Below are 21,933 nucleotides of genomic sequence, written 5' to 3'. Positions count from 1 at the left end.
CCGCGCCCGCCGGTCAAGCTATTGTCCGTAACCCGGCGTGCCGGCCAGCTTCACCGCCTCGCGCGCGGCGGCGAACAGTGCGCCGGCCTTGGCCTCGCATTCGCGCTGTTCATAGGCGGGATCGCTGTCGGCGACGATGCCGGCGCCGGCCTGCGCATACATCGTCCCGTCCTGCACGATCGCGGTGCGCAGCACGATGCAGCTGTCCATATTGCCGTCGGGCGCGAAATAGCCGACGCCGCCGGCATAAGGCCCGCGCGCTTCGGCTTCGAGTTCGGCGATGATCTGGCACGCCCGCACCTTGGGCGCGCCGCTGACGGTGCCGGCCGGAAAGCCCGCGAACAGCGCGTCGATCGCGTCCTTGTCGGGCGCGATACGGCCGATGACGTTCGACACGATGTGCATGACATGGCTGTAGAATTCGACGGTATAGCTGTCGGTAACGGTCACGCTGCCGCCGACCGCGGCGCGGCCGACGTCGTTGCGGCCGAGGTCGAGCAGCATCAGATGCTCGGCGCGCTCCTTGGGATCGGCGAGCAGGCTTTCGCGATTTTCGGCATCCTCGGCGCTGGTCCGGCCGCGCGGACGCGTGCCCGCGATCGGGCGAATGGTGATCTCGCCATCGCGAACGCGCACCAATATTTCAGGCGACGAGCCGATCAGCGCAAAGCCCGGCAGGTCGAGGAAATAGAGGAAGGGTGAGGGGTTGATGCGCCGCAACGCCCGGTAGAGATCGAAGGGCGGCAGGTCGAAGGGCGTCGAGAAACGCTGCGACAGCACCACCTGAAATATGTCGCCCGCCGCGATATATTCCTTCGCCGCCGCGACCATTTCGGCGAAGCGCTCGGGCGTCGTCGCCGGCTGCGCCGCGACCATATCGGGAAGCAGCGCGGTCTCTGCCTTGGCGCCATGCGCGTTCGCGCTCGACAGGCGGGCGGCGATCGTGTCGATACGGTCCTGCGCGCCGTCGATCATACGGTCGATCGGCGCGTCGGGATCGGGCCAGATCGGCGCGATCAGGAACAGCTCGTCGGCCAAGCGGTCGAAGACGAGGATCGTCGTCGGGCGCACGAACACCATGTCGGGCAGGTTCAGACCCGCCCCCGCGGCGCGCGGGATCCGCTCGACGAGGCCGATCGTTTCATAAGCGAAGAAGCCGACGAGCGTCGCAAGCGCCTTTGGCAGCGCTTCGGGAACGTCGAAGCGACATTCGGCGACCAGATCGCGTAGCGCTTGCAGCGCCCCCGCCTCGACCGGGCGAAAGGCCTCGCGGTCGTGGCGCCAGTCGCGGTTGATCCGCGCCGTGTCGCCGGTGACTTCGAAGAGCAGGTCGGGGTCGAGGCCGATCAGGCTGTAGCGTCCGCGCGTCTCGCCGCTTTCGACCGATTCAAGGACCCAGTCGCCGCGGCCCGGCTCGATAAGCTTGAGCGCAGCCGAAACCGGGGTTTCGACGTCGGCGATCATCCGTTGCCAGACGACGGCGCCGCGCCCCGCGGCCAACGCTTCGAGCGCGGCGGCCCTGCCTTCCAGCGCCACCGGGGTTATTCGCCGACCGGCGACGCGCCGGTCAGCTCCCTGGTGAGCTGGGTGACGAGATCCTTGTTGATCTTCACGCCGACGCGGCGCTTCGCCTCGGTAGCGAGCTGTTCGACCAGTTCGTTGCCGAAGGCCTGCGACAGCGGCTGCGCCATCGCGGCGACGCGCGCGGGTTCGATCTGCTTGGGATCGGGGCGGTTCACCTCGGTCAGTGACAGGACCATCCAGCCGCGGTTGCCGGGGATTTCGAGCGTCTTGACGCTGCCCTTCGCCATCGAGAAGAGCAGGGCGAGTTCGGGCGGCACCGGCTTGCCATCGCGGCCCATGTCGCCGCGCAGCCCGCCGATGGTCTGGACATTGCCCAGATTGGGGCCGGCGGCGCGCGTCGCATCGGCCAGGCTCTTGCCGCCTTCGACCGCCTTCACGATTCCCCGGGCCTTGTCGCGCGCGACCTTCTGGCCTTCGGACAGGCGCCATTCGGCGAGCAAAGCGCTGCGGATCTGGTCGAAGGGCGGCGGTGCAGCGGCGACGACCGACTTCACCGAATAGACGGCGAATTTCTCATTCTCGACCAGCGTCGCAAGTTGCGATTCGCCTTCGCCGGCGACCTGGAAGGCCTGACCGACCATCGGCGCCAGTTCGGGGGGCAGCGCGAAGCCGGGTTCGTTCGGCGCACGGCCGCTCGGCAGGATGGCGGGCGTTTGAACCAGCTTCAGCTTGCGGTCTGCGGCGATCTCCTCGATCGACGCACCGCTGTTCACGGCGTCCTGGACCTGGTTGTAATAATCGACGATCGCTTCATTGGCCTTGTTCTTGACCAGTTCCTCGCGAATTTCGGGGGTCGCATCGGCCAGCGTGCGCGCGGGCTTGGCAATCACATCCTCGACACGCAGCACGGTCCAGCCCAGCCCGGTCTGCAGCGGCCCGACGATTTCGCCGCGCTTGGCCACAAAGGCCGCCTTGGCGATGGTGTCCGACGTCGCAGCGGTGAAGGCAGCGAGCGTCTGTTCGCCGGTCGTCGAAGCGGCAAGTCCCGAACCCTGCGCCGCCGCCGACAATGTGGCGCCGCCGCGGGCCTTCGCCGCGATGCTGTTGGCGGTCGCCTGATCGGGCGCGATGACCTGCGCAAAGCGCCGCGTCTCGCTCGCTGCATATTGGGCGGCATTGGCCTTGTAAGCGGCGGCGATTTCGGCGTCGGTGACCGCCGGAACCGGGACGGCGCTACGGTCGAACAGCGCATATTGCAGCACGCGGCGTTCGGGAACGGTGAATTTGGATTTGTTCTGCGACAGGAAGGTCTTGAGCGCGGCATCGCCGGGGTCAGCGGTCGGCGCAAAGGGCGCGGAGGGGATATAGACGGCCTGGCCCGCGCGCTTTTCAAGGAGCAGCGCGGCATAGGGCTGCGCGACGCCCGGCGCGATCGTCGGCAAATTGCCGATCGGCGCGCCAAACTGTTCGAGCAGCAATTGCTGTTTGATCTCGGTCCGCACCTGCGCCTCGCTCAGATTATTCTGGCGCAGGAAGGCTTCGTAACGGGTCTGGTCGAACTTGCCCGACACGCCGGCGAAGGCGGGAATATCGGCAATGCGTCCGTCGATCTGGCGCTTGCTGACGCCGAAGCCCAGCTTGTCGGCGAATTGTTCGAACGCCAGACCGTCGATCATCTGGTTGAGCACCTGATCGACCGCGCCCGATTCGACGAAGCCAGCCATGGTCAGCGTCGGCTGCTGCTGGCGCGCCTGATTATAGGCGTTGCGAACGCGCTCGCGCAGTTCGCCGATGCCGATATTCTCCTTGCCCACCCGCGCGACATTGGCGCCGCCGAGGCCTCCGAAGCTTGAATTCCCCGTCACATCAGCGAGCGCAAAGCCGACGCCGATGAGGATGACGAAGCCCAATGCGAGGGCCTTGCCCAGCCGGGATCCGAAAAGGCTACGGATTGCGGTAATCATGGAGGAGCGTTTCTTTCGGCGTGGCGCATTGCGCGTGGTTTCGGCGTTGCTTTAGGCGGGGAGGCGGCGGGCATCAAGGCGGGAAAGCCCCTTTTCTCGCCGGGGCGCAGTGCAGCTTGCCTTTCGATCCCCACCGCCGCTAGGGCTCGGCGCAACGGCTCGATCGCAGGAGAGGAAACGATGGCACGGCGCAAATATGTGGTCGGCAACTGGAAGATGAATGGTCTTGCGGCATCGATCGGTGAGGCGCGGGTGATTTTCGACGGCGCGCGTGCGCATGGCGCGGTCGATGTCGCGCTGTGCCCGCCCTTTACGCTGGTGGCCACGATGGCGACGGCAACGCCCGAGGGCGCAGTCGGGGGGCAGGATTGCCACAGCGCGGCATCGGGCGCCTACACGGGATCGGTGTCAGCGCCGATGCTGGCCGATGCCGGGGCCGCACTCGTCATCGTCGGCCATAGCGAACGCCGCGAGGGGTTCGGCGAGAGCGACGCCGATGTCCGGGCCAAGGCCGAGGCGGCGCTGGCGGCCGGACTTGCGGTAATCCTGTGCGTCGGTGAACCGCGCGGCGTGCGCGAATCGGGCGGTGCGATCGACTATGTGCTGGCGCAGGTCGCGGGGTCGCTGCCCACCGAATTCGATCCGGCGCGGCTCGCTATCGCCTATGAGCCCATCTGGGCGATCGGCACCGGGCTGGTGCCGACCGTCGGCGATGTCGCCGCGATGCACGGCGCGATCCGCGCGCAGCTCGATGCGCAGGTCGGCGCCGATGCGGCGGCGGCGATGCGGCTGCTCTACGGTGGTTCGGTCAACGGCGACAATGCCGCCGAACTGCTCGGCGCGGGCGACGTCGATGGCGCGCTTGTCGGCGGGGCGAGCCTGACCGCGGAGAAATTCCTGCCGATCGTCGCGGCGGCGGCGACGCTCGGCTGACGCGCGGCGCACGCTGTGGGTTGAAGCGGAGGCGCTTCGTCTCTATGTGCGCCGCAAGCACGGCCCATCCGGCGCCAACCAACGCTTTCGGGAAAATTCGATGTCCAGCCTCTTTACCTTTCTGCTCGTCGTTCAGGCGCTCGTCGCCGCAGCGATGATCGGCGTCATCCTGATGCAGAAGTCGGAAGGTGGTGGCCTGGGTGTCGGCGGTAGCCCGGCGGGCCTGCTCTCGGCCCGCGGCGCCGCGGATTTCATGACCCGCGCGACGACCGTGCTGGCGACGCTGTTCGTCGGCCTTTCGATCGTTCTGGCCGCCATGGCGTCGGTCGGCAGTGCCGGCACCACGGCGCTCGACACCTCGCTGTCGAAGACCGCGCAGCAGCCGAGCGGGGGCGCAGCGCCGCTGACCGGCCCGGCGCAGCAGCCCGCTCAAGGTGCTCCGGCCGCGCCGGTAAGCGACGATCCGCTTGCCGCCGCCGCCGCCGCTGCAAATCAGAACGCTCCGGCCGAGCAGGCTCCCGCCAAGAAATAACCGGAAGCTCCAGCTTCCAGATTCGTCCCCGCATGCTGCGGAATTTTTTCCGCGGGATGCGATTCGACGGCTTGCGCCGTCACCCACCCTTTGAGTAAGTCTTTCCTCCCATGGCGCGGTTCATTTTTATCACCGGCGGCGTGGTCTCCTCCCTTGGCAAAGGTTTGATGGCGGCTAGCCTTGCGGCTCTGTTGCAGGCGCGGGGTTATCGCGTCCGCATTCGGAAATTCGATCCTTATCTCAACGTCGATCCGGGCACGATGTCGCCCTATCAGCACGGCGAGGTTTATGTGACCGACGACGGGGCCGAAACCGACCTCGATCTCGGCCATTATGAACGCTTTACCGGCGTTGCCGCGCGGCAGAGCGACAATGTCACCTCTGGCCGTATCTATCGCGACATCATCACCAAGGAGCGCCGCGGCGACTATCTGGGCGCGACCGTGCAGGTCGTCCCGCACGTCACCGACGCGATCAAGGCCTTCGCGCGCGCCGAAACCGACGATCTCGATTTCGTGCTGTGCGAGATCGGCGGCACCGTCGGCGATATCGAATCGCTGCCGTTCATCGAAGCGATCCGCCAGCTTCGCAATGAAGAGGGGCGCGACAAGACGCTGTCGGTGCATGTCACGCTGGTTCCGTATATTGCCGCCGCGGGCGAATTGAAGACCAAGCCGACGCAGCACAGCGTCCGCGAACTGGCCTCGCTCGGCGTCCAGCCCGATATCCTGCTCTGCCGCTGCGAAAAGCCGCTGCCCGAGGGCGAGCGCGCCAAGATTGCGCAATTCTGCAACGTGCGGAAGGAAGCGGTGATTCCGGCGCTCGACGCCGACTCGATCTATTCGGTGCCGGTGCAATATCATGGCGAAGGGCTCGACAGCGAAGTGCTGCGCGCGTTTGGCCTGCACGACGTGCGCGAACCCGACCTGACCGCCTGGTACGACATCATGGACCGCAAGCGGCACCCCGAAGGCGAGGTGACGATCGGCGTGGTCGGCAAATATGTGTCGCTGCCCGATGCCTATAAATCGCTCAACGAGGCGCTGGCGCATGGCGGCATGGCGAACCGGGTGAAAGTCAATATCCGCTGGCTCGACGCCGAAATGTTCGAACGTGGCGACGATCTCGCCGCGCAGCTCGAGCCGATGCACGGCATCCTCGTGCCCGGCGGCTTCGGCGAGCGCGGTTCGGAAGGCAAGATCGAGAGCGTCAAATTCGCGCGCGAGCGGGGCGTCCCCTTCTTTGGCATCTGCCTGGGCATGCAGATGGCGTGCATCGAGGCGGCGCGGAATACGAGCGGGATCGAAAAAGCCTCGAGCACCGAATTCGGCCCGACCGACGAACCCGTCGTCGGCCTGATCACCGAATGGATGAGTGCCGAGGGGCTGCAGAAGCGCGGCGCGAACACCGATCTTGGCGGTACGATGCGGCTTGGCGCCTATGAGGCGAAGCTGTCGCCCAACAGCCATGTCTCGACCATCTATGGTGCGAACGACATCAGCGAGCGTCACCGCCACCGTTACGAAGTCAACGGCGCCTATCGCGACCGGCTCGAAAGCGGCGGTCTCGTCTTTTCTGGCATGTCGCCCGATGGCATGTTACCCGAAATCGTCGAACGTCCGGACCATCCGTGGTTCATCGGGGTGCAGTTTCACCCTGAACTGAAGTCGAAGCCCTTCGATCCGCATCCGCTGTTCAAGGGATTCATCGAGGCCGCGGTAAAGCAGAGCCGGCTCGTCTGACGGATCAACAGGGGAAGGGGGCCCATGGATCACGCGAAACTCGCCGAGCTTCAGGGGCCTGACAGCATCTTTTCCGGCCTGTCGCTGGAGGACTGGTCCGATATCGCCAGCCGCGCGGTGCAGATCAACTTTGCGAAGGGCAAGGAACTGCTCGTCCAGGGCGATCCCGGCGACATCATGCTGATCCTGACCGAAGGCACCGCGCGCGTGTCGATGCTGACCGCGGGCGGGCGCGAGATCGTGCTGGCCTATGCCGAGCCGGGTGCCGTCCTGGGCGAGATCGCGTTGCTCGACGGCGGCGAACGCACCGCGTCGGTCGTCGCGACGAGCGCCGGCAGCGCGCTGCAACTCGGCCGCAACGCGATGCGCGATTTCGCCGCCAGCCATCCCGACTTCGCCTGGTCGCTGCTCCAGCAGCTTGCGCGCCGCCTGCGCACCGCCGACCAGACGATCGAAAGCGATCGCGCCTATGCCTCGGGACCGCGCCTGGCGCGCTACCTCAAGCGCCTGATCCGCAAGGACAGCGTCGATGCCGAGCATAAGGTCGAACTCAGCCAGACCGAACTTGGCAATTTCGCTGGCATGAGCCGCGAACATATCAACCGCCAGCTCCGCAGCTGGGAGGAATCGGGGATCATCGCGCTCGAACAGGGGCGCGTACGCGTCCTCGACGCCGATCTGCTCGAGGACATCAGCGAAAGCGAAGGCTAGCGCGTTTTCCGGGGCCATGCTGCCGGAGCGCGCGCGCTTGGTCGGGCACCGCCTCGCGGGAAATTATAGCAGTTCGAAAACGTCGTAGCGGACAGCGCCGCCGACACTCGCGCCCAAACCTACGGCGACGATGTCGTTGAGCCACGCATAGCGTTCGTCACCGGTTTCGAACATCGGAGTCGTGCGGAAATAGATTTCCTTGCGCTCGTCGGCGGTTTGCGGGCCGCCGTTGCGGGCGTGCCGATGCGCCACCGACAGCGGTCGCAAGACGCCGCGATACGACACATAGATCAACGCGCCATCATGGGTTTCGAAGGTGATCCGGGCGTCGAGGCGAAGCGTGTCCTTGCTGTCGATCGTCGCCCAGTCGCCACCGCTCGGCATCACGCGGCCGCGCAATCGCTCGCCTTCGACTTCGCCGCCGGTGAGCGCTGCAATCATCCGGCGCCCGAAATGGGCGGTTCCGATCTGTTGCTGCGGCTCGGTAAAGGCGGCGCGGTAGGAACACAGGTAGCGGAATTCGGGACTATCCATCGTTCGTCCTCTCATTGAACCGGTCGGCGCGGCGGGAAATGATCCCGCCGCGCCCGAGGTCAGATGCCGAATGCCAGCGTCACGCCATAGGTCCGCGGCGGGGCATAGGGGGTGAGCGTCTGGCGATATGGGCCGAAGTAGGTGACGTAGGTCGGGACCAGCGCATTGGTCAGATTCTTTCCCCACAGCGAGATTTCCCAGCGGTTGTCGGGCGCCGCCAGCGACAGGCGCGCATCCAGATTCTCGTGACTGGGCCACAGCTGTTGCGGGACGTTCGATGCCTCGAAATAGGCATCGTCGACCCAGCTGTAATCGACGCGCAGCTTGGCCGACAGGTCGCCGAGCGCGGTCTCGTACTGGCCGCCGATATTGAACTTGTTCTTCGGCGAGCGCGGCAACCGGTTGCCCGTGTAATTCTGCCCCGGGATCGTATATTCGGTGAACTTCGCGTCGAGCCAGGCATAGCTGCCGTCAAGCTGGAAACCGTCGAAGGGCCTGATGACGGTTTCGACCTCGATGCCCTTGATCCGCGCCTTGGCCGCGTTGCTGACGACGACGCAGCAGAGCGGGACGAGCTGCGAGATCTGGAGGTCCGAATAATCGGTGCGGAACGCCGCGACGTTGAGCCGCAGGCGGCGATCGAACCAGTCGGTCTTCGCACCCAGTTCATAGCTCCACGCGAATTCGGGATCATAGGGGGTCGATGCGCCCGCGGCAGTGCCCGAAAGCCCCTGAAAGCCGCCACTCTTGTAGCCGCGCGCGATCGATCCATAGAGCAGCACGTCGTCGGTCGCTTTCCAGTTGAGTGCAAACCGCGGCGTGAAGGCTTTCCAGCTCTTCTTGCCGGTCACGTCATAGCCGGCGAGCGAACCGAGCGGCGGCGGAAGGCCCGGGCCGTCGTCGGCCTTGTAGCCCGCGAACCGGCCGCTCTTGCGCTCCCACGTCATGCGTGCGCCGACCGTCGCGACCAGCGACGGGACGATTTCGTAATCGAACTGACCGAAGACCGCGATGCTGCGGGCATGGACCGACTGAGGGTAGATGCCGGTTCCCGATCCCGCCGGAGTCGGGAAATCCTGGATCTGGCCCTCTATGCGATCATTGTTTTCCTTCAGATAGTAGACGCCCGTCTGGCCTTTCAGCTTGCCGTCCAGTGCATCGAAGCTGAGGCGCAGTTCCTGGCTGAACTGGCTGTTGTTTTCTTGGCCGAAACTGGTCGATTCGATCTGGTCCGGTGGATTGATCGGGTTGCTGAAGAAGGGGGTGACGAAGTTGAACTTGACCTTGCGGAGCGCGGTGAGCGAGGTCAGCGTCCCGAACGGGAGGTCGAGGTTGACCTCGCCGGAATAGGTCTGGATCGTCCGTTTGACCTCGCCGTCGATATAGGCGTTCACGACGCGCGGGTCGGGGTTGATGCCGACGCAATGGATGCCACCGGCAAAGGTTGCATCGCAATTATTGTGGCGTGGATTGCCCTTCTGATCCTGACGCGACACGTCGGCGCGCAGGATGATGTCGAGCGTGTCGGTGGGCACGAAGCGGAGCGCGGCGCGGCCCGTCGTCAGGTTGAGATCGTTGACGTCGTTGCCCGTGGTTTCATTATATTCGAAGCCGTCGCGCTGTTTGTGCGACAGGCCCGCCGACAGATAGATTTTGTCGGTGAGCGCCATGTTGCCGCGCGCGATCACCCCGACGCGGTTGTAGTTGCCATAGGTGCCTTCGAAGTGGAAACTTTCTTCGTTGGTGGGCTTGCGGCTGATGAACTGGACGAGCCCGCCGATCGCATTTTTCCCGAACAGCGTGCCTTGCGGTCCGCGCAGCACCTCGACGCGTTCGAGGTCCAGCGCGTCGAGATCGGGGGTGCCGCCGCGGCCGGCGTAAACGCCGTCGATGAAGACAACGACGGATGGGTCGCCGCCCGCATTCTGACTGATTCCGGGGGCGCTGCCGATGCCGCGCATCGCGAAGTTTGTGTTGACCGGGTCGACCGCGCTGATCGCCAGGCCGGGGGTACGGATTGCGATGTCCTGCACGGTTTCGATGCTGTTGTCGCGAAGCTGCTCGGCCCCGAAGGCGGTGACCGACACAGGTACGTCCTGCAGCCTTTGTTCCTGCCGCTGCGCGGTGACGATGATTTCGCCGCCGTTATCCGCCGCCGCATCCTGCGCCGCCGCCGCTACGGGCATCGCGGCGAGGGTCACGCCCGTCAAAAACAGGGCAGACTGCTTCCTTCCGTTTTTCGCCATCTCAACTCTCCCAGCCGGTTTGTTATTTTGCATCCCGATCGCGCTTGACTCGGTCACAAATTTACTTAGTTTTCTAAGTAACTGTTTCTATATAACAGGCTGACTTGCGACGCAAGAGCGAGCGGCTTTCGGGGAGATGGGTCGATGGCGGGCGGAAACGCGATGCAGGATGGTCGAGGCGGGCGGGTCACCCGTGGGGGCGATACAGCCGATTTTCAGCGGCCTGCCTATGCCTGGTACACCGTGGCGGTCCTGCTGCTCGCCTATACATTGTCGTTCATCGACCGCATGATCCTGACCTTGCTTGTCGCGCCGATCCGGGCGGCGCTCGACATTTCGGACACGCAGGTCAGTCTGCTCATCGGACTGGCGTTCGCGCTTTTCTACACCTTGCTCGGTATGCCGATCGCGTGGATCGCCGATCGCTGGAACCGGCGGAACCTGATCCTGATCGGCGTTGCCCTGTGGAGCGCGATGACGGCGGGATGCGGTTTCGCCGGAAGCTATTCGACGCTGTTCCTCGCGCGCATGGGGGTGGGGGTCGGCGAAGCGGCGCTGTCGCCGGCCGCCTATTCGATGCTCAGCGACACGTTCCCGCGTGATCGGCTGGCGCGCGCAATGGCGGTCTATTCGATCGGCGTGCCGCTGGGTTCGGGCGTTGCGATGATCCTCGGTTCGTTCGTCGTGCAGGCCGTACTTGCGGCGCCGATGGTCGATCTGCCGCTGATCGGTCCGGTCGAGGCGTGGCGGACGATTTTCCTGTGGGTTGCGGCGCCGGGGATTCTCGTCTGCCTGCTGCTGCTCACGCTTCGCGAACCGCTGCGGCGCGGCATGGCCAGGGCTGACGCCGGGCCGCGTGCCGGGGCAGCGCCCGGCTTTCTGGCGCATCTCGGGACTCAGCGGGTCGCGGTTGGTTCGTTGTTCGCCGGCATGTCGCTGATCGGCCTCGTCATGTACGGTGTGATCGCGTGGGTGCCGACCTTCTTTGCGCGGACCTATGGCATGGATGTGTCGCAGGCGGGCCTGTGGTTCGGCCTGATCATGGCGACCGGCGGGGCGGCCGGTCTGGTGCTCGGCGGGACGCTGGCCGACAGGATGTTCGCGCGGGGGCGGGCCGACGCCCATCTGCGGGTGATGCGCCTTTCCATCCTTCTGGGCGGCCCGCCGCTGCTTGCGGCGGTGCTCATGCCGAACGCGACGCTTGCCTTCGTCCTGCTTGCCGCCGCTTTCCCGATGCTGACGATGCACGGCGTCGGCACGGTGGCGTTGCAGTTCATTACGCCCAACGAATATCGCGCGCGCGCAACCGCGCTCTATTTCTTCGTCGTCAATCTGGTCGGGCTGGGTTTCGGTCCGATGCTGATCGCATTGTTGACCGACCATCTGTTCATGGACGACGGCGCGCTGCGTTATTCGATCGCCCTCGTTACAGGGGTCGCGCTGCCCCTTGCGGCGGTGATCCTGACCGCCGGCTTCTCGGCTTTTGCCCGCGACATCGAAAAGATAGCCGACGCCGAGTGACGGACGAACGGCCGCGAATGTTCGAAAGCGATTGCGTGAGTTTCGTCCTCAGGTCGAAGGCGACGCCTGCGGCTCCCCATCGGCTAAACTGTCGGACCAATTTCAAGGGATAATGGTGGACGCACTAGGGCTCGAACCTAGGACCCGCTGATTAAGAGCCAAGATCAGAGGGTCCTAGCACGTCCGCATGTGTCCAAAAATGGCGGAAATCTGCGATTCAGAGTCCGCATTGTTCTTGAAATGTTCGCCAGTATCCACTACAAAAAGCTACCTAAGGTAGCAGGTGCATATGGCGAACAAAGTAGGATTGACGGACGCTAAGATCGCAGGACTGAAGGCGCCGACTGCGGGTCAAATTGAGCTCGCCGATGGTATCGTCCCCGGCCTTAGGCTCCGCATGGGTGCCAGTGGTATCAAGACGTACATTCTGCGCAAGCGGGTTCAGGGCAAATGGTTGAATGTGACCATCGGACGCCATGGTCCGAGTTTTACATTGGCCCATGCCCGCAAGAAGGCGCGCGATCTGCTTGTCGATGTCGAGCAGGGCAAGAGCATCGCCAGAAAAGCGGGCGCAAAAAGGAAAGGATCAAAAGGCGTCGGGACAGTCGCAGAGCTCTACGAGACGTACCTTGCTCAGCAGATCGAGGGCAAAAAGCGGAGCGCGAGGGAGTTCGATAGGGTCTTCCGAAAGTATATTGAGCCCGAGATTGGAGACCGGCTCGCGGACTCCATTACCCGAAGTGACGTGAGCCGCTTCGTGGAGAAGATTGCGTTCGAGCGGGGCAAGGAAACCCTGACGATGGCGCGCATCGTGTATCGCCATCTTTCGACCTTCTACACGTGGGCGCTCACCAGACTTGAGCACATGCCAGCCAACCCCTGCCGGGATGCGTGGCGCCCGAAGCGGAATGAACCTCGAGATCGTGTACTGAGCGACCGCGAGCTAGCGGCACTATGGCAGTCTGCCGTCGAGGATGGCTATCCATTCGGTCATCTTGTGCAGATGCTTGTCCTTACGGCTCAGCGCCGGGGCGAGGTGCTCGATGCAGCGTGCGACGAGTTCGATTTCAAGGCGAAAGTCTGGACAGTTCCGGGCGACCGAGCGAAAAACGGCAAGGCGAATGTGGTGCCGCTATCCGCGCAGGCCCTGGCAGTCATCACCGAGATATTCATGGCGGCTGGCATCGACCCCGACGAGGCCCACAAGCAATCCCAGATCCTGTTGGCATCGAAGGTCACCAATACGAACAGCGTCAGCGGACTATCGAAGGCGTGGAAGCGGATCAGAGCAAGCGTGGACGAGAAGCTCGGTTATGAGGCCGGTCACTTCACAATGCATGATATTCGACGGACGGTGGCAACTGGTCTCCAGCGTCTTGGCATACCCTTGGTGGTTTCTGAGGCGGTCCTCAATCACCAGTCAGGATCAGCTATGGCTGGCGTCGCTGGGGTCTATCACCGTCACCAGTATACCAACGAGAAACGCGAGGCGTTGGCGTTGTGGGGTAAGGAGGTAATGCAGATCGCAGCCAAGTACCCAGCCGAGGCCAAAGACGGCTAATCTCAAAGGGGATCTCACCCGCTACAAAACCAGCCCGCCCGAAACCGCAGGACGATGGACCCTGCTCCGGCCATTTCGGGCCGATCTCTAGAAGCGCCAATGGCGAAGGACGTCGCGGACATATCCGGGCGTCTCGCCATTGCGGGGAATGCCGCCTGCGCGTTCTACCGCCCCTGGACCGGCATTGTAGGCAGCCACCGCGAGGTGAACCACGCCGAACTTGTCGAGCATCTGCCGCAGATACCGCGCAGCGCCGAAGATGTTAGCCATAGGATCGAAGCGATTGAAGACCCCGAGTTCTTTTGCCGTTGCGGGCATCAGCTGCCCAAGCCCCGCAGCGCCCGCCGGACTGACGGCCAAAGGGTTGTAGCGTGATTCCGTCCAAACGAGTGCATCGAGCAGGCCGGCAGGCAGTGAATACTTAGCTTCCGCCGCATAGATGTGGGGCAGGTAGCTTGCTCGCCTGAAGCCGGATGGGCCAGGTTGGGGTTTGGGTTCGTATCTGTAGGGCAGGTTGACCCGACCATTTTGTGGCACAGTCACAACAGGTGCCGGGCCGCCTTGGGCGGATCGCCAGAGCCCATGCTCGACCAGTTGGAAGCCGTTCGATGTTTCAGCGATCCGAAACCCTTCGGAACGGCTGTCGGGCGCTTCGATTGTGGCTGGCGCGGGCAAATCCTGGGCTCTGGCGGGGGTAGCAGAGGTGATCGCGATGCCTGCGACCAAGATAGCTTTCATTGTCATTTCTCGATCCTCGTATAGCCGAATCGAGGGAGAACATATAAAGAACATATGAAGTAGGAAAATGGTTTGGCGCTGGTGCAGAGCGGAGGCTGCACGGGGCGGGCACCTCAATCGGAGTAGGACGATGCCCCCGTTAGACAATGCACATCAACTCGAACGCCGCGCCCGCACCATCGTAGAAAGCCTTCAGGGTACATGGGGTCGGGGCAAAGGCATGTGCTGCTGCCCCGCGCACGACGATCGAACTCCGTCGCTGAGTGTGACCCTGGGGCGCAAAGCCATCCTGTTTCACTGCTTTGCGGGATGCCCGAATGAGGACGTCATTGCGGCACTGGATCGCCAGGGCGTTCGCAGCCGCGACCTTTTCAACGGTTCAAGTGCTGGGACCATCGAACGGCAAAGTCATGGCGACTTCAGTCCCAATGCACGGCGCTTGTGGCAATCGGCCACGGCGATCTCCGACAGCCCTGCCGCACGATACCTTGCGCAGCGCGGTCTTCTGCGCGCATCCGATCAACTCCGTTATCTGGCGCGCACGCCGCTCGGGCCGCGCGGCGCTGTCCAATTTCTCCCCGCGATGCTGGCCGCAGTAACGACCGACATTGGCATAATCGCGGTACACCGAACGTTTCTCGACTTGGCGAGCGGCAAGCTTGCCGCTTTCGAGCGGCCCAAGCGTGCGCTTGGCACCCTTGGTTGTGGCGCCGTCAGACTGGCGCCGCCGGTGCAAGGGCGTCTTGGACTTGCCGAAGGTATCGAGAGCGCCCTGTCAGCAATGCAGCTCTTCGGGGTCCCATGCTGGGCAACACTCGGGAAAGAGCGCTTCGGCCTTGTTGCGATCCCGGAAAGCGTGCGTGAGCTCTATCTGTTCATCGACAATGACGCCGGGGGCGCTCTCGCAGAGGAGCGAGCGCTGAGGGCATATGCTGCGCCAAATCGTGTCATCCACTCACGAGCACCAGCCTCGCCCGGTTTTGACTGGAACGATGAGTTGAAGTCCCGGCTTGCCCGTTAATCTGATCCGTTGGGCAGAGGGGAGGGGGCCTTTGGCTGATTGAGGCCTGCCAGCCGCAGGACCTCGTCAGGAGGTTCCCATGTCCAATTCGTCTCTTGCCTTTGCCTTCGATGAATCATCACCGCCCGTTGTTGCGATGGCGGCCCAGACCATGGCTTCGGAGTTGGCGGCAGGCCGCACGCTCTCACGCAGCGACATCAGTCGCATCATGACTGCGCACTTTGGAGGGAGCGATGCTCTCGGGCGATGGTCAGTTCGCGATGCTCACGCCGCGATCGAACTTGCGCAAGTTCAATACCTGCAAGCATCGGATCCGATCCGACTCTCGGCCCGGATCGAGGAAGCAGACCGGTTCTTCTGTTCCCTCGAGGCCCGAATTTCGACCCAGACCAATCGCAGTGAAGAGCAGATCGAATGGCAGCAGTTTGCAACGCCACCCCGCCTTGCCTGGCTTGCTGCCCGGGCTTGCGCGCTCGTCGCAGACGAGCTCGTGCTAGAACCGTCGGCCGGAACAGGGATGCTCGCGGTCTGGGCCTCCAAGGCCGGCACACGCCTCGCCTTGAACGAAATCTCGCCGCTGCGCCGCGACTGCCTGAGCGCTATGTTTCCGGCTGCCCGCGTGACCGGGCATGATGCCGAGCTCATCGACGAATTGCTCGATCCGGCCATCGCACCGAGCGTCGTGCTGATGAACCCGCCATATTCTCATGGGATCGAGCGGGGCCACGATGGTCGCACCGGGGGGAGGCATCTGCGCTCGGCCTGGAACAGGCTTGCCCCGGGCGGGCGGCTGGTTGCGATCATGCCTGAATGGTTCGATTGCACCAGGTTTCTGGTGGGGCTGAAGGGGCCAGTGGCTCTGCGGCTCAATGCCGCGGTCGAACGCGCTTTCATCAAGAGCGGCACCGGGATCACCACGCGGCTGCTGGTTCTCGATAAGGTGGAAGGCGCCAATGAGCTTGTCGCTATTCGCACGAACGACTTCCCCCAGCTGGTCGATCTAATCAATGCCTTGCCTGCTCTCGACAGCAGACAGGTAGCCTCTGAACAATCAATCCTCCCGGCTCGTGCGCCGTTCCGTTTGGTAGCCGGCCCGCGCAGACTGCTTCCGGCCCCGGCGAGGATCACGCCTGCAGCGTCGATGGCCATCGGCGCGCTGACCTACGAGGCGCTTGAAATCCCTGCGCCGCTTGGGATCCAAGTCGGCCACTATCTGCCCTATCGACCGAGCAGGATCGTGATCCATGGCGCGGCCGAGCATCCGACGGCGCTGGTTGAGTCCGTTGCCATGGGTTCGATCTCGGCACCCAAGCCAGAGGCGGTGCCGCAGCTTCCGGATGGACTGGTTCCCAAGGGGCTTCTGTCTGCTGCCCAAGCGGAGACCCTGATCTATGCCGCGAGTGCGCATGCGCGCGACCTTCCCGGCCGATTCGAACCGGAGGACAAGGGCTGTTCGCTCAAGGCGTCGGCGGAAGGTCACGTCTACCGGCAAGGCTATTTCCTCGGGGATGGCACCGGCGCTGGTAAGGGCCGCCAGGTCGCGAGCGTCATTCTCGATCGCTGGGTGCGCGGCGAACGCCGCCATATCTGGATTTCGAAGAACGAGGCGCTGCTCGAAGACGCGCGCCGCGACTGGGCCGCCCTTGGCGGTCTCCCGATCGACATCCAGCCGCTGTCGTCCTGGAAACTGGGCACGCCCATCGCCATGCGCGACGGGATCCTCTTCGTGACCTATCCGACGCTCCGCTCGGGCCGCAACGACGCAACGCGGCTTGATCAGATCCTCGCCTGGGCAGGTGAAGATTTCGACGGCGTGATCGTGTTCGACGAAGCGCACGCCATGGCCAACGCCGCCGGCGGGGAAGGATCGCGGGGCAAGGTCAAAGGATCGGAGCAAGGCATTGCCGGGGTGCGTCTGCAGAATCTCCTGCCCCGGGCAAGGGTGCTCTACGCCTCGGCCACCGGAGCGTCCGACGTGAACAACCTCGCCTATGCGACGCGCCTCGGGCTCTGGGGTCCGGAGACCGCGTTTGCGAATCGCGAGGCGTTCGTTGCCGATATTCGCGATGGCGGCATCGCCGCGATGGAACTCGTCGCGCGGGATCTCAAATCACTCGGCATCTACACGGCCCGGGCCCTTTCATTCGCCGGCGTAGAATATGAAATTCTCGAGCATTGCCTGACCGAGGATCAGATCGCGGTCTACGATGCCTATGCTGAGGCCTGGGCGATCATTCACGCCAACCTGCGCGAAGCACTGGATGCCACGCGGATCGTGGATAGCGAGACCGGGGGGACGCTCAACTCCGGTGCCAAGTCCGCAGCGCTGTCGATCTTCGAGGGAACCAAGCAACGCTTCTTCGCGCAGCTGCTTCTGTCGATGAAGCTCCCAAGCCTGCTGCCCGCGATCCATGCGGCGATTGCCGATGGGCAGGCTGTTGTCGTCCAGCTGGTCTCGACGGCAGAAGCAATGCTCGACCGCCGGCTTGCCGACCTGTCGGACGAGGCACGCGAAGCTCTTGAGATCGACCTGTCCCCGCGGGAATATGTAATCGACTATCTCGCCAAGAGCTTTCCCGTTCGCCTGATGGCGGTGTTTACCGACGAAAACGGCAATCCTCGCTCCGAGCCCATGACTGACGAGCAAGGCGCACCGGTGCTCTGCCGCTCCGCGCTTGCCGCGCGTGACCGGATGATCGAGGCGCTTTGCGCCCTGCCGCCGATCGCGACCGCACTCGATGCTATCATCGAGCGCTTCGGCGTTGATCAGGTAGCGGAAGTCACCGGTCGCACGCGTCGGCTCATCATCGGGCGCGACGGTCGTCAAAAACTCCAATCGCGGTCGCCGCGCGCCAACGTCGCTGAGACCCAGGCTTTCATGGACGGCGCCAAGCGCATCCTGGTCTTTTCCGACGCTGGGGGAACGGGGCGCAGCTACCATGCCGATCTGGCCGCTGGGAACCAGGCGCGCCGCGTCCACTTCCTGCTCGAACCGGGCTGGCGGGCTGACGCTGCGATCCAGGGCCTTGGCCGGACCAATCGCACCAACCAGGCATCAGCCCCGCTGTTCAGGCCGGTGACCACCGACGTGCGCGGCGAGCGCCGGTTCATCTCGACTATCGCGCGGCGACTGGACAGTCTTGGCGCTCTGACGCGCGGGCAGCGCCAGACCGGCGGACAGAACCTGTTTGATCCTGCCGACAATCTAGAAAGCATCTACGCCAAGGAAGCGCTCCATCGCTGGTTCGGGCTGTTGTTCACCGGCAAGCTTGAAGCGGTCAGCCTTGGACGATTTCAGGAGCTGACAGGCCTGCGGATTGAAGCGCCTGACGGGTCGATGGTCGATGACCTACCGTCGATCCAGCGGTGGCTCAATCGTATCCTCGCGCTGCCTATCGCCCTGCAGAACGCGATCTTCGACGAGTTCATGGGGCTGGTCGATGCGCGCATCGATGCCGCCCGGCAGGCCGGCACACTCGACCTCGGCCTCGAGACCATCGCGGTCGAGGACTTCACAGTCCTGTCGGACACGCTGCTGCGCACCGATCCGGCATCAGGTGCGACGACCCATCTGCTGGAATTGGAAATTGCCAGAGCCCTGAAGCCGCTCACGCTGGAGCGGCTCGAGGAGCTCCACGGCATCGCTGGGCAGCGGCAGCGGCTTGTTCGAAACGCCCGCTCAGGTCGGGTCGCCCTGCTTGTGCCCGCTCGCAGCATTCTCGCTGACGACGGCAGCCGCATTGCTCGCTTCGAATTGCTGCGTCCGCTCAAGCGCAGTCACATTACCGAGGATCAGCTCACTGAGAGCAGTTGGGAGGATATCTCCATAGATGCCTTCCGCGATGCATGGGTTGTCGAGGTCGAGGAAGCTCGGACCAGTCATAAGCGTGAACGCCTCTATCTTGCCACGGGCCTTCTGCTGCCAGTCTGGGACAAGCTCCCGTCTGATTTCGTGAGGGTGAACCGCATATCGGCAGCGGATGGTCGTTCGCTCCTCGGCCGCGAGGTTCCGGCCCATTGCGTGCTGGATCTCTGCCGGGCGCTGGGTCTCGAGCGCGAGCAGACGCTGTCCGCCGATGACATTGTCCAGACCGTCCTGGCAAATGGCCGGGCCATGGAATTGGCCGGCCGCGAAATGCTCATGGTCAAACGCAGCCTGGTCAATGGCTCACAGCGACTTGAACTCACCGGATGGAGTGTTGCTCGGCTCGACTGGTACAAGGCGCAAGGCTGCTTTACCGAGATCATCCGCTATCAGACCCGGCTCTTCGTGCCGATCGAAGGCGCAGCGAGCGTGATTGCCAGACTGGCATCATCGGCATAGCCCTTGCCAAATGGCATTATTTAGAATATATGATGCCATATGGAGAAATGCCATGCTGGCTCTGCAACCCGTTGATACTGCCGTTACCGCCTTCCGGCCCGATCCGATTACCCAGGACGAGGCGGCTGCCATGTTCCGGGCGGTCCTCAATCTGTTCGGCAAATGGGAGCTGACCGACGAGCAGGCGGCAACGCTGCTTGACATGCCAGTGCGCTCCTATCGCCGATGGAAGGCAGAAGGACCCGGGCGTATTTCGCGCGACGGGCGTGCGCGTCTCTCCAACCTCATGGGCATCCACAAGGCGCTCCGGATCATTTTTTCCGAGGCGACCCGTGGTTACGCGTGGATCAGGGTGGCGAATGAGGCTTTCGCGGGCTCCAGCGCGCTCGACCTGATGCTCGGGGGCGAACTCACCGACATCATGCGGGTGCGTCGCTACCTCGACGCCGAACGTGGTGGCTGGTGAGCGGAGCGGCAGATATCCCCGTTTCTCGAGTTGAGTGGAAGGGCGCTGTCAGGATCATCCGCAGTGCCTTTCCACCGATCGACTTGTTCGAGGATATCGCTGACCCTGCCGACTGGCCGCTGCTGATCTCGGCAGAGCAGAAGACCAATCCCCGCATCATGGCGACAATTGGCAATCTCGACCTCGTTCCGGTTGACCGCCGCGTCGGCGGCAACGGGGCCTCTTACCTCATGGCGCCATTCACCCACATCAGCACGGACCGGCCGAGCCGCTTTACCGATGGCAGCTACGGCGTGCTCTACGTGGGCGACCGGTTCGAGACCGCGCTGTTCGAGACGATCCACCACCACGCCCGCTTCATGGCACGGACAAAGGAAGCGCCTGGCTGGACCTCGCAATTCCGGGAGATTGTCATGGCGGTCGATGCAGACCTCCATGATCTCAGAGATGTAGAACCCGCGCCGGCGCTGGATCCTGAAAGTTACGCAGCATCCCAAGCTCTGGCTGCGATTCTCAGGGGCGCGGAATCCGACGGCATTCTCTACCCGAGCTTGCGGCATCCTGGTGGGGAGTGCGTCGCCCTCTTCTACCCGGACTGCGCGTCAAACCCCTTGCAGGGACGGCACCTCGATTATCACTGGGATGGCCAGCGCGTTGATCTGGTCCGTGATGCCGGATCGGGCGCTGTCTTCCGGATTGTCGATTTGCCGTCCGATCCCGTCTGACGGCATGAGTTGGGCTTCCGGCCGAGTGCTGTAGGATCTCCGAGCACAGTTTCCGGCCAGCAGTCTCAAATCTGCGAACCAGCCTTCACGAGTTCGTCGAGGGCCTTGTCCGGCGAAACCGGCCCCTTGTATAGCGGGCTACAAGGTGTCTCCGCTAGCTTGGCGGAAATCGCCAGAAGGTCGTCATCATCACCCTTTTCATAGGCATAGGCGGCCAGCCAGAACTCGGCTTGTCGAACGAACTCATTGAGGATGCCCACGACGCTCCGGTTCGCAGTTTTCGAGTACTGGACCTTGTCCATCCGCCAGACTTCCTGGGCGATGAATTCAGATGAGATGCCGTGCTCCTTCAGAACCAGCGCCAATTGTGCGGGGAATCTTCGAGCAAGCGAAGCCGCTGGGGCCAGCGGCATAAGCACGGGAAGCAGTGTGCGCTCAGAAACCAGCAAAGCGACTTGCGGCTTCCAGAATAGGACGGTGGCGTACCAGTTGCCCAGCGTGGTGTCGCTTTGCTCAGAGGCAACGATTTCCGGCTTGATCCGATCGAGCAGCTTCTTGGTGCAATTGAGCTGGAACATCTCGGCGGGACGATAGTGTGATACGGTCATCGCGTCCACTGACGCTACGGGCCCCGCCACTGGAATGGCAATGACCGACCAAAGCCGCTCGTTTGAATCAGGGAGCGCGATCGTCTACTCCTGACAGAGGATGCAGGATGGATAGCTACATTGCAGACCGTCAGGAAGGCGCTCAATTTCGGTCGTTCGATTGATCGACGGCGCTCCCAATAGCCGTCTTTCCGTTCTGAAGCCGCCGATTGGAGTAATCGGTGGGAAGCGGCCCGCCTCCTTTCGGACGGCGATCGCCGCTAACAGCCGTTCGTTCAGGCGACGGTGCGCGCTGAGGTAGCGCAATGCTTTGATCGCGGGCTCGCACCGACTCTGCAGGTCGTTAAAGTTTCAACGTAGGAAAATCAGAATTAACGTCTTAGTCGTGCTGGTGAGATCGGCTATGCCAAAAGTATGTTAGCGTCCGCGCTCGTGGTGTAATTTCCGGTGTAGGCGATGGTGTATTCCGGGGTGGGGCATGCCCCACCCCGGAATGCGGCGTCGCTGGTGGCCACCGGGTTCATCGTTATGGTGGAGTTTGCACACTTCAACCGTGACGAAGAGGAGTTCCCGATGACCGAGGACAGATTACTGATCGAAGAGCTTGCTGCGAAGGGCGGCCAACCGGATTTTTTGCGCACCATCGCCGAGAACGTGCTGCAGCTGATCATGGAGGCCGACGTTGATGGCCTGATCGGCGCGGGTCGCCACGAACGCAGCAGCGAGCGCGCGACCTGGCGCAACGGCTATCGCGACCGTTCGCTGGATACCCGGGTAGGCACG

17 protein-coding genes and 1 tRNA gene are annotated in these 21,933 nt (G+C 63.5%); 11 read left to right on the top strand and 7 right to left on the bottom strand.

Annotated elements, in window-relative coordinates:
- Positions 1–18: 18 nt before the first annotated feature.
- Both trpE and STE01S_RS04325 read right to left on the bottom strand, forming a co-directional pair.
- Entirely contained in the window at positions 19–1,536 is a 1,518-nt protein-coding gene (gene trpE / locus STE01S_RS04330) for an anthranilate synthase component I (RefSeq protein ID WP_062765229.1), read from the bottom strand.
- 5 nt (positions 1,537–1,541) lie between these two features.
- Positions 1,542–3,488, bottom strand: a complete 1,947-nt coding sequence (locus tag STE01S_RS04325) for a peptidylprolyl isomerase (RefSeq protein ID WP_062765227.1) — start codon at positions 3,486–3,488, stop codon at positions 1,542–1,544.
- A 180-nt stretch (positions 3,489–3,668) separates the two neighbouring features.
- On the opposite strand from STE01S_RS04325, the gene tpiA reads away from it, so the two are divergent.
- The 4 genes from tpiA to STE01S_RS04305 all read left to right on the top strand — a co-directional run bounded on the left by tpiA (position 3,669) and on the right by STE01S_RS04305 (position 7,406).
- Positions 3,669–4,421 (top strand): triose-phosphate isomerase, encoded by a 753-nt coding sequence (gene tpiA / locus STE01S_RS04320; protein ID WP_062765224.1) that lies wholly within the window; start codon positions 3,669–3,671, stop codon positions 4,419–4,421.
- 100 nt (positions 4,422–4,521) lie between these two features.
- A complete protein-coding gene (gene secG, locus STE01S_RS04315; protein WP_040589980.1) occupies positions 4,522–4,953 on the top strand; it encodes a preprotein translocase subunit SecG in 432 nt (143 codons plus the stop codon).
- Between the two features lie 110 nt (positions 4,954–5,063).
- Entirely contained in the window at positions 5,064–6,695 is a 1,632-nt protein-coding gene (locus STE01S_RS04310) for a CTP synthase (protein ID WP_062765221.1), read from the top strand.
- A gap of 24 nt (positions 6,696–6,719) precedes the next feature.
- Positions 6,720–7,406 (top strand): Crp/Fnr family transcriptional regulator, encoded by a 687-nt coding sequence (locus STE01S_RS04305; protein WP_003043848.1) that lies wholly within the window; start codon positions 6,720–6,722, stop codon positions 7,404–7,406.
- A 63-nt stretch (positions 7,407–7,469) separates the two neighbouring features.
- On the opposite strand, the gene STE01S_RS04300 is transcribed toward STE01S_RS04305, so the two are convergent.
- Complete coding sequence (locus tag STE01S_RS04300) at positions 7,470–7,940, bottom strand: DUF3237 domain-containing protein (RefSeq protein WP_062765218.1); 471 nt, start codon at positions 7,938–7,940, stop codon at positions 7,470–7,472.
- A gap of 59 nt (positions 7,941–7,999) precedes the next feature.
- A complete protein-coding gene (locus STE01S_RS04295; protein WP_255265881.1) occupies positions 8,000–10,141 on the bottom strand; it encodes a TonB-dependent receptor in 2,142 nt (713 codons plus the stop codon).
- Positions 10,142–10,330: 189 nt separating this feature from the next.
- Between STE01S_RS04295 and STE01S_RS04290 the strand changes: the two genes are divergently transcribed.
- Positions 10,331–11,707, top strand: a complete 1,377-nt coding sequence (locus STE01S_RS04290) for an MFS transporter (protein WP_062765213.1) — start codon at positions 10,331–10,333, stop codon at positions 11,705–11,707.
- Positions 11,708–11,820: 113 nt separating this feature from the next.
- On the opposite strand, the gene STE01S_RS04285 is transcribed toward STE01S_RS04290, so the two are convergent.
- Positions 11,821–11,902: transfer RNA gene (locus STE01S_RS04285), tRNA-Lys, on the bottom strand.
- A gap of 94 nt (positions 11,903–11,996) precedes the next feature.
- On the opposite strand from STE01S_RS04285, the gene STE01S_RS04280 reads away from it, so the two are divergent.
- Positions 11,997–13,268 carry a tyrosine-type recombinase/integrase gene (locus STE01S_RS04280; protein WP_062765210.1) on the top strand — a complete coding sequence of 424 codons (1,272 nt, stop codon included), beginning with the start codon at positions 11,997–11,999 and terminating at the stop codon, positions 13,266–13,268.
- An 87-nt stretch (positions 13,269–13,355) separates the two neighbouring features.
- Here STE01S_RS04280 and STE01S_RS04275 read toward each other — a convergent pair whose 3' ends face one another.
- Positions 13,356–14,012 (bottom strand): lytic transglycosylase domain-containing protein, encoded by a 657-nt coding sequence (locus STE01S_RS04275; protein WP_062765376.1) that lies wholly within the window; start codon positions 14,010–14,012, stop codon positions 13,356–13,358.
- A 124-nt stretch (positions 14,013–14,136) separates the two neighbouring features.
- On the opposite strand from STE01S_RS04275, the gene STE01S_RS19505 reads away from it, so the two are divergent.
- The 4 genes from STE01S_RS19505 to STE01S_RS04255 all read left to right on the top strand — a co-directional run bounded on the left by STE01S_RS19505 (position 14,137) and on the right by STE01S_RS04255 (position 20,542).
- On the top strand, positions 14,137–15,027 hold the full coding sequence (locus STE01S_RS19505; protein WP_082813224.1) for a DUF7146 domain-containing protein: 891 nt from the start codon (positions 14,137–14,139) through the stop codon (positions 15,025–15,027).
- Between the two features lie 79 nt (positions 15,028–15,106).
- Positions 15,107–19,351: a strawberry notch family protein gene (locus STE01S_RS04265; protein WP_062765205.1), complete on the top strand. Its 4,245-nt coding sequence runs from the start codon at positions 15,107–15,109 to the stop codon at positions 19,349–19,351.
- A 52-nt stretch (positions 19,352–19,403) separates the two neighbouring features.
- Positions 19,404–19,817 (top strand): MbcA/ParS/Xre antitoxin family protein, encoded by a 414-nt coding sequence (locus STE01S_RS04260; RefSeq protein ID WP_062765202.1) that lies wholly within the window; start codon positions 19,404–19,406, stop codon positions 19,815–19,817.
- The gene (locus STE01S_RS04255) at positions 19,814–20,542 is read left to right on the top strand and encodes an RES family NAD+ phosphorylase (RefSeq protein ID WP_062765199.1); all 729 of its coding nucleotides are present in this window, start codon (positions 19,814–19,816) and stop codon (positions 20,540–20,542) included. The genes STE01S_RS04260 and STE01S_RS04255 overlap by 4 nt, the downstream gene beginning before the upstream one ends.
- Before the next feature lie 65 nt (positions 20,543–20,607).
- Here STE01S_RS04255 and STE01S_RS04250 read toward each other — a convergent pair whose 3' ends face one another.
- The gene (locus STE01S_RS04250) at positions 20,608–21,150 is read right to left on the bottom strand and encodes a DUF6933 domain-containing protein (protein ID WP_255265877.1); all 543 of its coding nucleotides are present in this window, start codon (positions 21,148–21,150) and stop codon (positions 20,608–20,610) included.
- A gap of 573 nt (positions 21,151–21,723) precedes the next feature.
- Here STE01S_RS04250 and STE01S_RS04245 point away from each other — a divergent pair.
- A partial coding sequence (locus STE01S_RS04245) for a transposase (RefSeq protein WP_174531824.1) occupies positions 21,724–21,933 on the top strand: 210 nt, incomplete at its 3' end.

Source organism: Sphingopyxis terrae subsp. terrae NBRC 15098 (assembly GCF_001598815.1).
GTDB lineage: Bacteria > Pseudomonadota > Alphaproteobacteria > Sphingomonadales > Sphingomonadaceae > Sphingopyxis > Sphingopyxis terrae.
The sequence above is the reverse complement of the archived record's forward strand: the minus strand, read 5'-3'. Positions and strand labels throughout refer to the sequence as shown.